Raw genomic sequence first — 13,109 nt, forward strand, 5'->3', positions numbered from 1 at the left:
CGCTGCCGCACCGGTCCCCGAGGGACGCTGCGGTACGTGCCAGCACCTATGTCATGGCTCAAACGGCTGGTGCTCGGGCGGCCGTTCCGGAGCGACACCCTCGGCGAAACGCTGTTGCCCAAGTGGCTCGCCCTGCCCATTTTCGCCAGCGACCCGCTGTCCTCGGTCGCCTACGCCACCCAGGAGATCCTGCTGATCCTCTCGATCGGCGGGCTGACGTATCTGGTGCTCGCCCCGTGGGTCGGACTCGCGGTCGCGGTCCTGCTCAGCGTGGTGGTCGTGTCCTACCGGCAGGTGGTGAAGGCCTATCCCAGCGGGGGCGGCTCGTACGAGGTCGCCTCGCGCAACCTCGGCAGCCACGCCGGGCTTGTCGTCGCCGGCGCGCTGATGGTCGACTACATCATGACCGTGGCGGTGTCGGTCGCCTCCGGCGTCGACAACATCATCTCCGCCGTGCCCGGCCTCAACGGCTACCGGATCGCACTCGACATCGGCTTCATCGTCGTCCTGACCGCGATGAACCTGCGCGGCCTCCGCGAATCCGGGCGCGCGTTCGCCGCGCCGACCTACCTCTTCGTGGTCGCGGTGCTGCTGATGATCGCCGTCGGCTTCTCCCGCACGCTCGCCGGGCACGCACCGGTCGCCGAGAGCGCGGGCTACGCGATCCGTCCCGAACAAGTGGGATTGACCGGATTCGCCCTGATTTTCCTGCTGCTGCGGTCGTTCTCGTCCGGCTGCACCGCGCTCACCGGCGTCGAAGCCATCTCCAACGGCGTGCCCGCGTTCCGCAAGCCGAAAGCCGTCAACGCGGCCCGCACGATGACCGCGATGGGCGTCATCGCGGTCGTCATGTTCGGCGGCATCACCGCGCTCGCGCTGATCGCGAAGGTGCACATCGCCGAGAACGCCTGCGATCTGGCCGGGTTCGCCGGCCAGTGCGCGACCGACCCGCAGCGCACGGTGATCAGCCAGATCGGCGCCGCGGTCTTCGGCGGCGACCACGCCGTCCTGTTCTATTTCCTCCAGGCCACGACCGCGCTGATCCTGATCCTCGCCGCGAACACCGCGTTCAACGGCTTCCCGCTGCTGGCCTCGATCCTCGCCAAGGACCGCTATCTCCCCCGCCAACTGCACACGCGCGGCGACCGGCTGGCGTTCTCCAACGGCATCATCGCGCTCGCGCTCATCGCCGCCGTCCTGATCTACGCGTTCGACGGCTCGACCACCCGGCTCATCCAGCTCTACATCCTCGGCGTGTTCACCTCGTTCACGCTGTGCCAGGCGGGCATGGTGCGGCACTGGAACCGCGAACTGGCCGCGGGCACCGGAAGCCGGCACGCGATCCAGCGCTCCCGCGCCATCAACGCCCTCGGCGCGACCCTCACCGCGATCGTCCTCGCGGTCGTGCTGGTCACCAAGTTCACCCACGGGGCCTACCTCGTCGTCATCGCCATCCCCGCGCTGTACGTGATGATGCGCGCCGTTCACCGGCACTACACCCACGTCCGCGAAGAACTGCTTCCCGACGAGGAAAGCGAACTGCTGCCCAGTCGCGTCCACGCCATCGTGCTCGTGTCCACTTTGCACAAACCGAGCCAGCGTGCGATCGCCTTCGCCCGCGCCACCCGGCCCGACACGCTCACCGCGATCACCGTGAACGTCGACGACGCCGAAACCCGCGAGCTGCAACGGCAATGGGAACGCCGCGGCATCAAAATCCCGTTGAAGGTCGTGGAATCGCCCTACCGCGAAATCACCCGCCCGGTCGTCGCCTACGTGAAGAACTTCGCCCGGTCCAGCCCACGCGACGTCGTGTGCATCTACATCCCGGAGTACGTCGTCGGCCGCTGGTGGGAGAACATCCTGCACAACCAGAGCTCCCTGCGGCTCAAGGGACGACTGCTGTTCGAACCCGGCGTCATGGTCACCAGCGTCCCGTGGCAGCTGCGGTCGAGCAGACGCCGCGATCTCCAGCGCGTCCGTCCGTTGCCGGGCGATCTCCGCAGGGGGGTCACCGCTCGGCGCAGCTGATGGCGTCGGTGCCCTCAGGTCCGAGCAGGAGAGCTGGGTCGTCGACAGGTGCGCCGTCGAGCAGATCGGGACGCATCTCCGCCGCCGTGGCCGATCAGCTGATGCCGGACACCCGCGCGCGGCATCGTATGCCGAGCTATATCAGGAAATCTTGCATACCGCGCATCGTCGGCGCTCTCGCCCCGACCCGCGCGGCAGGCGTCCTCGAGAGCTAAGATGGCTCGATCACGACGAGGCGAGTCACCGCAGGAAACCGGCGTTCGCGGCCAGGGACTCCGCGATCGAGAGCCGGACCCCCTGAGTTCCGCGCACGACCGGAAGGCAGCCATGGACGACGCCACCGAATTCGCCGCGATCGAGGTTCCCGGTTTTCAGTTCCCCTGGCCTGGCGCCTGCCATCCCGAGGCCGCCGCGGTGGAACAGACCATGATCGGCTGGGGACAAGACAACGGGCTCATTCCGACCGCCGATTACCGCGATCGGGTGGCCCGTACCCGTTACAGTTACCTCGCCGCCCGGTGCTATCCCCGCGCCGATACGGCGTTGCTGCAGATCATCGCCGATTATTTTCTGTGGTTTTTCCTCGCCGACGACCTCTTCGTGGACCGCGTCGACACCGACACGCCTGACACCTTGGCCAACCTCACCGCGATGATCGACGTTCTCGATCACGACCGGACCCGGGCGTGCCCGGTCTACGGCGAAACGGCGTGGCTGGACGTGTGCCGCCGGCTGCGTGCCCGGCTGTCGCCTGAGCACTTCGACCGGTTCGCCACCGGCATGCGGCTCTGGGCGTCCACCGCCGGACTGCAGGCTGCGCACCCGTGACCGCCGACGAATACCACCATCCGGCTGTCCACCAATTGCGCATGCACGCCAACAACGTGGTGTGCTGGGCCAACGACATCCAGAGCCTGCCGGTCGAGGCGCGGCAGCCCGGGCAGTTCCGCAATATGGTCACCCTCTACGCCTCCCAAGGCCGCACCCTGACCGAGGCTGTCGAAGCGACCGCCGGACGAGTGCGCGCGGAGATCGTCGCGTTCAGCAGTCTGGCGCGAGCGACCCGCGACTGGGCCAGCCCGGCATTGGCCGGGTACATCGAGGGAATGCAGGATTGGATGCGCGGCTATCAGGATTGGTACGACCACGACACACAGCGCTACGCCACCGCGCACGCCGAGCACGATGCCGACGACCGCACCGTCGTCCCTTCAGACTGGAAACCCTGAGCAGGATCCGCCGGAACTCGTCCGTCCCGGCCCGCGCACCGCACCCGCTGGCCCTCAGCCGGTCGGCGCCGCCCGCGTTAGTCCTTCATCGAACGTCCTGTCCGCCGCGGAATGCCTGCTCTCAGCAAAGCAGGACGCACCGTCCACCCTTGACCGAACCGGACTCCGGCGAGGTTCGCCGACCCTGTGGGCACCCGGGCCGGGTACCCGGTTTCCCGTGTTCGAGCCCATTTTCGGGTGCCGTCATCGGAGTACGATGCTTGAGACTCGCGGCCGTGCCGCACAGATCGCGGCCTCGGGTCTCTCCGCTGACGGCTGGACGTGCTCACCCAAGGGAGCGTGTGCTCGATGCCGATCAATCGCCGTGACCTGTTGAAGATCACCGTGGGGGCCGCGGCCACCGCCAGCGCAGGCGACACTGTCGCGGGCTGCGACACGTCGCCCTCCGCGCCCCTGCCGGAAGGAAAAGCCGACTATACGCTGCGGATCGGCAGCGGACTGGTCGAACTCGCTCCGGACGCGATCTTCTCCACCACGACCTACAACGGGCAGTTCCCGGGTCCGTTGCTGCGGTTCGCCGAGGGCCGCCCCGCGGTGGTGGACGTTCACAACGACACCGACGTCCCGGAGCAGGTGCACTGGCACGGCCAGCAGGTGCCCGCGGACGTCGACGGATCCGCGGAGGAGGGCACTCCGTTCGTTCCCGCGCACGGCATGCGACGTGTCTCGTTCACGCCCGGACCGGCGGGATTCCGTTTCTACCACAGCCATCTGATCGCCGGGAGCGATCTGGCGAAGGGCCAGTACGGTGGGCTCGTCGGACCGGTCTACATCGAGCCGAAGCTCAATCCCGGCGCCTACGACCAGGAAGTTTTCCTGGTATTGAAGGAATTCGCGCCCACGTTCAGCCGCGCCGGGGACATGGCCGCCGATTTCCTGGCCGGTGCGCCCGATCCGGAACTCAAGGAGCGGGGCGAGAAAGCGATGGCCGATTCGCTCGGCCGAGGGATGCCGCGCGGCTACGAGGTCGGCTACGGCGCGTTCAGCGTCAACGGCCGCAAGCTCGGCCAAGGCGAACCGATCAAGGTCCGGGCCGGGCAGCGGATGCTGCTGCACGTGCTCAACGGCAGCGCCACCGAGATCCGCAGCCTCGCCTTGCCCGGCCATGTCTTCCGCGTCGTCGCGCTGGACGGCAATCCGGTGCCCGCCCCGGCGCGGGTTCCGGTGCTGTGGATCGGCACGGCGGAACGCGTCTCCGCGGTGGTGGAGATGAACCGTCCCGGAGTGTGGGTCCTCGGCGACCTGGCCGACAGCGACCGCGGCGCCGGGATGGGCATCGCCGTCGAATACGCCGGCCGCGCCGGTCCCCCGCAGTGGACCGCACCCGGCCCGTTCACCTGGGACTACCGGACTTTCGCCCGCGCCGGAGCCGCCGCCGCGGCCCCGGACCAGACGATCGACCTGCTGGTGGAGAAGCGCAACGCCGCCGTCGGCGGCTTCAACGCCTGGACCCTCAACGGCCAGTCCTACTCAACGGCCCTCAACCAGCCGGTGATCCCGGTCCAGCGCGGCAAGCGGTACCGGCTGCGGCTGCGCAATGCCACCGACGACGTGCACCCCGTGCACCTGCACCGGCACACCGTCGAGGTCGCCGCCGTCGCCGGCACTCCCACCGCGGGGCTGTTCAAGGACGTCGTCATGCTCGGCGGCTACCAGAAACTCGACCTCGACTTCGTCGCCGACCAACCGGGCCTCTCGCTGCTGCACTGCCACCAGCAACTGCACATGGACTACGGCTTCATGACCCTGTTCAACTGCACCTGATCCCGGCGCCGCGCCGCCCGGACACGCTCCACGTCGGGCAGCCAGTGGCGCGGAAAGCCGCGGCCCTACTCGTGCGCCGCTTGGTGCACGGCATGTCGCTGCCGGAAGAGGGCGATCAGCGGCACGGTGAAAAGCAGCGGACCGAGAATCGCCAGCGGGCGCTCAGCCCACCAGATCCAGTCCGGCGCCCGGTCGTCGGCCAGGTGCCGGTCGAAGCCGAAGTACACGACTGCGCGGGCCAGGGCCATTCCCGTGGTGTGAAAGAGAAACAGCGGCAGCGCGTATCGGGTGAAGACTGCGGTCGCGCGCTGCCGGCGTGGCTTGGCCAAAGCACGCTCGACGGCCGGGCGCAGCATCTCGCACAGCCCGATCTGGAAGGCCAGCAGCGCGACGATGACGAACGTCGGCGGCGACATGTTCGACATCCGCTCCCCCGGAACTCCGACCATCGAACCGGGATACAAGCCCGACAGCACCAGTCCGGCGAGAGCGAACAAGCCCGCCCACAGCAGCGTTCCGGCGACGTGTCGCGAGGCCGCGACGATGCGCCGATGGAAGAAACCCGCCTGGTAGGCCAAGCCCCACACCGCGGCGACGTTGACCCAGCTCACCGCGTCCCAGCCGAAGCGCAGCCGCAGGACGTCGATCAGCAGGGCGGCCCCGGCGAGCCACACCAGGACCAGGATGTCGAAGCGCTCGTGCAGCCACGCCATGAGCGGCAGCAGCAGAAGCAGGCCGACGTAAACCGCGAGGAACCACAGGGGGCTCAGAATCAGCATTACCGCGCCGCCGATCCACCGTACGCCGAACGCCTCGGCCAGCACGATCCCGGCTGTGGTCCAGAAAAGGACCAGCATCCCGGCCGGCGCGACCAGTTCCTTTACATGGAGCCAGACGTACGAGCGCCGTGACTGGCCCCTGGCCCGGGCACGCTCCCACGACGCGAGGTGCACCGACCCGCCGACGTAGAAGAACACCGGCAGGACCTGCAGGAACCAGGTGAGCACCCACAGGCCCCGGAAGTACGCGAGCGGATTCGTGGGCTGCGGCCCGGTCGGCGTCCAGTGCAGGATCGTGAACGCCCAGTGCCACAGCACGACCACGACCAGGCTGACCGCACGCAGAAAGTCCAGATACGGTTCGCGTTCCATGGTCGTCATCGCCATTGTCCCTTTCGGCAGGCACACTGGAATGACGATGTCTGTCTCCGCCGTTGTCCCGAAACTGCCGGAAGTCACCGATCTCCGGCGTCGTGCTCTCACTGTGGTTCCCGCCGTCCTGCTGCTCGCGGCGGCGACTGTGCTGGCCAACCGGGTGCTGCCCGGCTGGGCCTACCCCGTCTGCGGCGCGGTCACCGCCGCCGTGCTCCTGGTCCTCGCTCGCTTCGCCGGGGTCCGCTGGGCCGAGATCGGATTCGGCCGCGCGCACGCGCGCCGGATGCTGTGGTTCGGGCTGGGCGGGTTCGCGGCCGTAGCGCTCGGGTTCGGCCTCGCGGCCGCGATTCCGTCGTTGCGCGTGCTGTTCCACGACGGCCGGATCGGTTCGCCGGGCTTCGGCCAGCTCATGTGGCTCGCGCTGGTGCGGATTCCGCTCGGCACCGTGCTCGTCGAAGAGGTCGCGTTCCGCGGCGTGCTCCCGGCGCTGCTCGGAGCAGGCGAGCGGTGGCGATGGTGGCCGGTGCTCGGCGCGTCCGCGCTGTTCGGGCTCTGGCATCTGCTGCCGTCGCTCGCACTCACCCAGAACGCGGCCGTGCACCAGACGGTCGGCGGGCTGCCGCTCGCGATGGTTTCGGTGCTGGCGATGGCCGCTGCCGCCGGAGCGGGCGTGTTCCTGTGCTGGTGGCGCTACACCGGGCGAGGGCTGCTCGCCCCGATGCTGGTGCACCTGGCCACCAACTCCGGCGGGCTGGTGCTGGCCTGGGCGCTCGTCAGCTGAAGCCAGGGCCGCACGCGCGGACGATCGTTCCCGCTGTGCCCGCCACCAGTCCGGCCGCCGCGGTCAGCCTGCCGATCGCGGCGAACTTCCCGCCGTTCTCCACGAACCGGCAGGCGGCCTCGACCTTCGGCCCCATCGAACCGGCGGGGAAATCCCGGGACCGCAGTTCGCGGCTGCCGACGTCCCGGATCGGCCGTGCCCGCGGCGTGCCGTAATCGTCCTGCACCGCCTCGACGTCGGTCAGCAGCACCAGAGCGTCGGCCCCGATCTCGCGCGCGATCAGCGCGGCGGTCAGATCCTTGTCCACGACCGCTTCGACGCCCCGCAACCCCGGGGAGGCGGCGGCCACCGGGATCCCGCCGCCTCCCCCGCACACCACGATCGCGCCCGATTCCATCAGGGCTTTCACGAAGGGCAACTCGATCAGCTCGACCGGTTCCGGCGACGGCACCACCCGCCGCCACGCCGCGCCGTCCGGCCGGACCTCCCACCCCCGTTCCGCGGCGAGCCGCTCGGCGGTCGCGCGGTCGTACACCGGGCCCACGAACTTGGCCGGGACAGCGAAAGCCGGGTCGTCGGCACGCACCAGCGTGCGGCTCACCAGCCCCGCCGCCGGGCGGCCGGTGGCGTTCTGCAGTGCCTGCGCGAGCCAGTAGCCGATCATCCCCTGGGTCTGCGCGCCGAGCACATCGAACGGATAAGGCCTGCGCAGCGCCGGATCGCGTTCGCTCTCCAGCGCCAGCAGCCCGACCTGCGGGCCGTTGCCGTGGGTCAGGACGAGTTCGTGCTCGCGGGCCACCGCGGCGAGCGCTTCGGCGGCGGCGAGGACGTGGTGCTCCTGAATGTCGGACTCGGCCGGTTCCCCGCGTTCCAGCAGGGCGTTGCCGCCGAGCGCGGCGACGATCCTCATGCTCCCACCGTCGCGACCATGACGGCTTTGATGGTGTGCATCCGGTTCTCCGCCTGGTCGAACACGACCGACGCCGCCGATTCGAAAACCTCGTCGGTGACTTCGAGGGCGTCGAGCCCGTACCGGTCGCCGAGCCGCTTCCCGATTTCGGTGTCCCGTCCGTGCAGCGCGGGCAGGCAGTGCAAGAACTTCACCGCCGGATTCCCCGTCTCGGCGAGCACCTTGGCGTTGACCTGGTACGGCAGCAGCTGTTCGATCCGCGGGCCCCAGGCGTCCTCCGGTTCGCCCATCGACAGCCAGACGTCGGTGTACAGGAAGCCGGCTCCGCGCACCGCCTCGGCGACGTCGTCGGACACGAGCAGTTTCGCGCCCGACTCGCCCGCGAGCCCGGCAGCGATCCGCCGGATCTCTTCCCTCGGCCACAACGGCTCCGGCGCGCAAACACGGACATCGAGACCCAGCAGCGCACCGGTGACGAGCAGGGAGTTGGCGACGTTGTTGCGCCCGTCGCCGAGGTAGCAGTACGACACGTCGTCGAGCGAGCCCGGCGCGTGGTCGCGCATGGTGAGGATGTCGGCGAGCATCTGCGTCGGGTGCCAGGTGTCGGTGAGCCCGTTCCACACCGGGACCCCGGCGTACGCGCCGAGGGTTTCGGCCGCCTCCTGGGACGAGCCGCGGAACTCGATGCCGTCGAACACGCGGCCGAGCACCCGTGCGGTGTCCTTCACGGATTCCTTGTGGCCCAGGTGCGATTCCTCCGGGCCGAGGTAGGTGATGTGCGCGCCCTCGTCGTGGGCGGCGACCTCGAATCCGGACCGGGTGCGCGTCGAGCTCTTCTCGAAGACCAGCGCGATGTTGCGCCCGGCGAGCCGCCGCGCCGGCGCGCCTGATCGTTTCTCCTGGCGCAGCCGGGCGGCGAGGTCCACGAGGGAACGGAACTCGGCGGCGGTGAGGTCGGTTTCCTTGAGCAGGTTGCGGCCCTGCAGATTCATCGGAAGCTCCTGTTCGGTCGGGCGGTCCGGGCGTTCAGCGGGCCGGGTCGCGTTCTATCGGGCAGCTCATGCAGCGCGGCCCGCCCCGGCCGCGGCCGAGTTCGCCGCCGGGCACGCTGATCACCTCGACGCCGTGTTTGCGCAGCATGGTGGTCGTGGCGACGTTGCGGTCGTAGCCGATGACTACGCCCGGCGCGACGGCGAGGTAGTTGTTGCCGTCGTCCCACTGTTCGCGCTCGGCGGCGCGGACGTCCTCGTCGGTGGAGAGCACAGTGACCCGCTCGACGCCGAGCGCTTGGCCGAGGCTCTCCCACAGACTGTCGTTCCGCTGGATCTCCAGAGCGTCCGGACCGGGAGTCACCGTCCACGAGCGCAGCTTCGGGTCGAAGTACGGGCAGAGCACGAACGTGGCCCTGTCGACCATGGTCATCAGCGTGTCCAGGTGCATCGTCGCGTGCGACCGGGGCAGTTCGACCGCGAGCACGGTGTTCGCCTGGCCGCTGCCGAACAGCTCCCGGGCAAGCAGTTCGACCGCCATCGGCGTCGTCCGCTCCCCCATGCCGACGAGGACCGCGCCGCCGCCGAGGACGTGGACGTCGCCGCCCTCGACGGTCGCCGGGAAGCAGTCCTCGTCGCCGTCGAAATACGTGCGGAATCCGGCTCCGGCGAACATCGGGTGGTAGCGGTAGATCGCCCGCGCGTGCAGGGTTTCCCGCTGCCTCGCGGGTTTCGCCATCGGGTTGATCGAGACGCCGCCGTAGATCCAGCAGGAGGTGTCGCGCGGGAACAGGTGGTTCGGCAGCGGCGGCAGCAGGAAGTCGTCGGCCCGCAGCATGTGCCATTTCAGGCTGCTGGTGCGCAGCGGGTGCAGGTCGGCCTTCAGGACGCCGCCGATCAGCGACTCGGCGAGGCTCGGGCTGTCGAGGTCGTCGAACAGCTTTCGCAGCGTCGGAGCCAGCGCCGGGCCGACGGTCCGCGGGGTGCAGACCCGGTCGAGCACGAACGCGCGGCCGTCCGGGTCGTCGAGGGTTTCGGCGAGCAGCCGGTCGAAGTAGTGCACCCGTACGCCTTGCTCGCGCAGCGCCTCGGCGAAGACGTCGTGTTCCTCCTTCGCCTTTCTCGCCCACATGACGTCGTCGAAGAGCAGTTCGTGAATGTTTCGCGGGGTCAGCCGGGCCAGTTCCGGACCCGGGCGGTGCAGGATCACTTGCCGGAGCCTGCCGGTTTCGGACGCGACAGCGAAGTTCATGCGGTGCCTTTCGTCGGGACGGCGGCGGTCAAGCCGCGCGTGGCCATCGGTCGCCGGTCTCCTCGGCAGCCGCCTTTTGCCTGCCCGCCGCGGCACGGCCCTTGAGCAGCGCGTGCAGGACCAGGCCCGCCAGCAGGACGAGCATCGCCTCGTACACCGCGGCGTAGCCGGCGGCGAAGGTCACCCACAGCGAGAAGAGCACGGCGGCGGCGGTGATGCCGAGGTCGCGGACCAGCAGCAAGCCGTGCACCCGGCGCCTCCGCGACACCAGGTACGCCAGCTGGGCGCAGGCGGAGAAGAAGTACGGGATGGCGACCGTGACGACGGCCAGGTTCACCAGGAAGGAAAAGACCGCCAGCCCGGTGCCCGAGGTGTAGCGCCACACCATCAGCAGCGAGGGCAGCAGCGCGGCGAGCACGATGCCGAACCACGCGGTGTCCTTGCGGTCGGCCCAGGCGAACGCCCGCGGGAACAGCCCGTCCGCCGCCGCGGCGCGCGACACCTCTGTCGTCACCAACGTCCAGCCGTTCAGCGCGCCGATTCCCGACACGACGGCAAGCGCGGCGACCAGCTTCCCGGCCCAGCCGCCGCCGGGCAGGATCGCCTCGAACGCGGGCACGAACGGAGTTCCGCTCGAGACGAGGACGTCGTGCGGGACGAGTCCCATCACCGCCGCGGACACCGCCAGGTACACCACCGCGCTGGCGGCGGTGCCCAGCACCGAGGCCCGGCCGACGTTGCGCCCCGGCTCGCGCACCCGTTTCGCCGTCACCGCCGCGACTTCGACCCCGATGAACGCGAACAGCGCGACGCCCGCGGCGATCCCGATCGCGGTGTAAAGGCTTCCGCCGGACGCGTTGAACGCACCGAAATTGGCCTTCGAGACGAAGAACCAGCCCACCACGCCCACGAACAGCAGCGGCAGGAACTTCAGCACCACGGTGGTGTTCTGGAACCACGCCATCTGCCGCACGCCTGCGAGGTTGACCGCGGCCGGGATCCACAGCCCGGCCAGCGCGATGCCGAGGTCCGCCCACACCGAGGGGTGTTCGATGCCGAAGAGCGCTTCGACGTAGAGCACCCACGACGCGACGATCGCGGCATTGCCCGCCCATGCCGAAACCCAGTAGCACCAGCCGACCAGATAGCCCGCGAAATCGCCGAATTCCCGCCGGGCGTAGGCGTAGAGCCCGCCGTCGGAATCCGGAGCCCGCTTCGTCAACTGTCCGAAAAGGACCGCCAGCACGGCGGCGCCGGCCGCGACGACGCCGAGCACCAGCAGCGAACTGGTTCCCGCGCCGGCCAGCACGGCGGGCATGGTGAAGACCCCGGTGCCGATCACGCTGCCCGCTACCAGCCCGGTCGCCGAGGTCAGGCCCAGCGCCCGGATCCGGGACGCGGCCGGGGTTTCCCGGTCCGCTTCGTGTGCTTTGGACATTTCACTCCTGTCGCCGAAACCGCCCCCGATCGGTCGCCATGCAACCTCCCGGGCGCCCAGCGGCGGCAGAGGTCTTTCGGCCCGTGCGGGACCGCGAAGGTCACCCGCGCCGCCACGGCGGGCGACGACCGGCGAAAGTCCCCGCACCCGGGGAATTCCGGCCCTGCTCCGCATCCCGCCGCGGCTGCCACTGTCGACGCATCACCGGACGAGACGACAAGGCAGGTCGGTCATGGAACGCGGACTTCCCGACGACTACACCGTCACGACCGCGGTCGGGATGGCCGTCCGTGCGCCGTCGGTGCACAACTCCCAGCCGTGGCGGTTCGCGGTCGGGCACCGGTCCCTGCACCTCTACGCCGATCCCTCGCGGCAGCTCACCCAGACCGATCCGGACGGGCGGGACCTGATGATCAGCTGCGGGGCCGCGCTGCACCACGCGCGGATCGCCTTCGCCGCGCTCGGCTGGCGCACCGAGGTGCGGCGGCTGCCCAATCCGGCCGAACCGGGGCATCTCGCCTCGATCGAGCTCCACCGGCACGAGCCCACTCTCGACGAGGTCGCGCTCGCCGCCGCGATCCCCCGCCGCCGCACCGACCGCCGCCGGCACAGTTCCTGGCGCGTTCCGCGAGGGCATCTCGAAGCGATCGCCCAGGCAGTGGCGGACGAAGGCGTCGTCCTGCGCGTCGCCGAAGACGCCGAGCGGTACTACCTGGCCACCGCGATCGAGGAAGCGTCGCTGCGGCATCGCCACGATCCCGCCTACCGGATCGAACTCGCCGCGTGGAGCGGACGGCACGCCTCCCCGGACGGCGTCCCGTCCCGCAACACCCCCCTGCCGGACGAGACTCCCGGTGCGTTGCCCGGCCGTCAGTTCTCGAACCCGGAATTGCCCGAAGCCGCCGGCGCGGCCGGCGAAGACGACGAAACGGTGCTGCTTGTGCTGAGCACCGCGTCCGACGACCGGATGTCGCGGCTGCGCGCGGGGGAAGCGACGAGTGCCGCGCTGCTCACCGCGACCCGTTTCGGCCTCGCCAGCTGCCCGCTGACCGAGCCGCTCGAATTGCCGGACGTCCGGCGCACCGTCGAGGAGAAGGTCACCTCGGGCGCGTTCCCTCAGATGGTCCTGCGCGTCGGCTGGGCGCCTGCCAACGCCGACCCGCTGCCGGCGACTCCCCGGCGGGAGATCGACGAAGTGCTGCAGCCGCTCGAAGCCGCCGACACCCGTCAGCGGTCCTGAGCCGAGGAGAGAACAATGATGTACTGGCACTACGGAAGCGCCGCCGAATGGGTCGGCCCGGTCGTGATGAGCATCGTGGCAGTCGCGCTGCTCGCCGCGATCGGCGTGGTCACCGCGCTGCTCGTCCGCCGCCCGGCCGGGCTCGGCCACGAGGCCGACCCCGCCACCGCCATTTTGCGGCAGCGGTTCGCGCGCGGCGAGATCGACCAGGACGAGTACGACCGCCGCCGCGAAGCGCTCCGGCACTGACCGGAGGACCGC

12 protein-coding genes are annotated in these 13,109 nt (G+C 69.9%); 7 read left to right on the forward strand and 5 right to left on the reverse strand.

Annotation, left to right across the window (positions count from 1 at the left end):
* The first annotated feature begins 48 nt into the window (after positions 1–48).
* The 4 genes from H4281_RS03825 (at position 49) to H4281_RS03835 (ending at position 5,084) form a co-directional block, all read left to right on the forward strand.
* A complete protein-coding gene (locus H4281_RS03825) occupies positions 49–2,031 on the forward strand; it encodes an APC family permease (RefSeq protein WP_220506734.1) in 1,983 nt (660 codons plus the stop codon).
* Positions 2,032–2,358: 327 nt separating this feature from the next.
* A complete protein-coding gene (locus tag H4281_RS46110; RefSeq protein ID WP_220506607.1) occupies positions 2,359–2,859 on the forward strand; it encodes a terpene synthase family protein in 501 nt (166 codons plus the stop codon).
* On the forward strand, positions 2,856–3,260 hold the full coding sequence (locus H4281_RS46115) for a terpene synthase family protein (RefSeq protein WP_220506608.1): 405 nt from the start codon (positions 2,856–2,858) through the stop codon (positions 3,258–3,260). The genes H4281_RS46110 and H4281_RS46115 overlap by 4 nt, the downstream gene beginning before the upstream one ends.
* Before the next feature lie 348 nt (positions 3,261–3,608).
* The gene (locus H4281_RS03835; RefSeq protein WP_182889453.1) at positions 3,609–5,084 is read left to right on the forward strand and encodes a multicopper oxidase family protein; all 1,476 of its coding nucleotides are present in this window, start codon (positions 3,609–3,611) and stop codon (positions 5,082–5,084) included.
* 65 nt (positions 5,085–5,149) lie between these two features.
* Here H4281_RS03835 and H4281_RS03840 read toward each other — a convergent pair whose 3' ends face one another.
* Positions 5,150–6,244 carry an acyltransferase family protein gene (locus H4281_RS03840; RefSeq protein ID WP_182889454.1) on the reverse strand — a complete coding sequence of 365 codons (1,095 nt, stop codon included), beginning with the start codon at positions 6,242–6,244 and terminating at the stop codon, positions 5,150–5,152.
* Positions 6,245–6,275: 31 nt separating this feature from the next.
* Between H4281_RS03840 and H4281_RS03845 the strand changes: the two genes are divergently transcribed.
* Positions 6,276–7,019 carry a CPBP family intramembrane glutamic endopeptidase gene (locus H4281_RS03845; protein WP_182889455.1) on the forward strand — a complete coding sequence of 248 codons (744 nt, stop codon included), beginning with the start codon at positions 6,276–6,278 and terminating at the stop codon, positions 7,017–7,019.
* Here H4281_RS03845 and H4281_RS03850 read toward each other — a convergent pair.
* From H4281_RS03850 to H4281_RS03865, 4 genes are read right to left on the reverse strand one after another with little or no spacing between them, the layout of a single operon-like run.
* Positions 7,012–7,929: a carbamate kinase gene (locus H4281_RS03850; protein WP_182889456.1), complete on the reverse strand. Its 918-nt coding sequence runs from the start codon at positions 7,927–7,929 to the stop codon at positions 7,012–7,014. The genes H4281_RS03845 and H4281_RS03850 overlap by 8 nt on opposite strands.
* Entirely contained in the window at positions 7,926–8,921 is a 996-nt protein-coding gene (gene argF, locus H4281_RS03855) for an ornithine carbamoyltransferase (RefSeq protein ID WP_182889457.1), read from the reverse strand. Before argF ends, H4281_RS03850 begins: the two co-directional genes overlap by 4 nt.
* Positions 8,922–8,955: 34 nt before the next feature.
* Positions 8,956–10,170 carry an arginine deiminase gene (locus H4281_RS03860; RefSeq protein ID WP_182889458.1) on the reverse strand — a complete coding sequence of 405 codons (1,215 nt, stop codon included), beginning with the start codon at positions 10,168–10,170 and terminating at the stop codon, positions 8,956–8,958.
* A 28-nt stretch (positions 10,171–10,198) separates the two neighbouring features.
* A complete protein-coding gene (locus H4281_RS03865; RefSeq protein ID WP_182889459.1) occupies positions 10,199–11,608 on the reverse strand; it encodes an amino acid permease in 1,410 nt (469 codons plus the stop codon).
* A 232-nt stretch (positions 11,609–11,840) separates the two neighbouring features.
* On the opposite strand from H4281_RS03865, the gene H4281_RS03870 reads away from it, so the two are divergent.
* Together H4281_RS03870 and H4281_RS03875 are read left to right on the forward strand one after the other, a co-directional pair.
* Complete coding sequence (locus H4281_RS03870; protein WP_182889460.1) at positions 11,841–12,848, forward strand: Acg family FMN-binding oxidoreductase; 1,008 nt, start codon at positions 11,841–11,843, stop codon at positions 12,846–12,848.
* Between the two features lie 15 nt (positions 12,849–12,863).
* Entirely contained in the window at positions 12,864–13,097 is a 234-nt protein-coding gene (locus tag H4281_RS03875; protein WP_237599691.1) for an SHOCT domain-containing protein, read from the forward strand.
* Positions 13,098–13,109 lie beyond the last annotated feature (12 nt).

The sequence above is a fragment of the Amycolatopsis dendrobii genome (genome assembly GCF_014145675.1).
Taxonomy (GTDB): Bacteria; Actinomycetota; Actinomycetes; order Mycobacteriales; family Pseudonocardiaceae; genus Amycolatopsis; species Amycolatopsis dendrobii.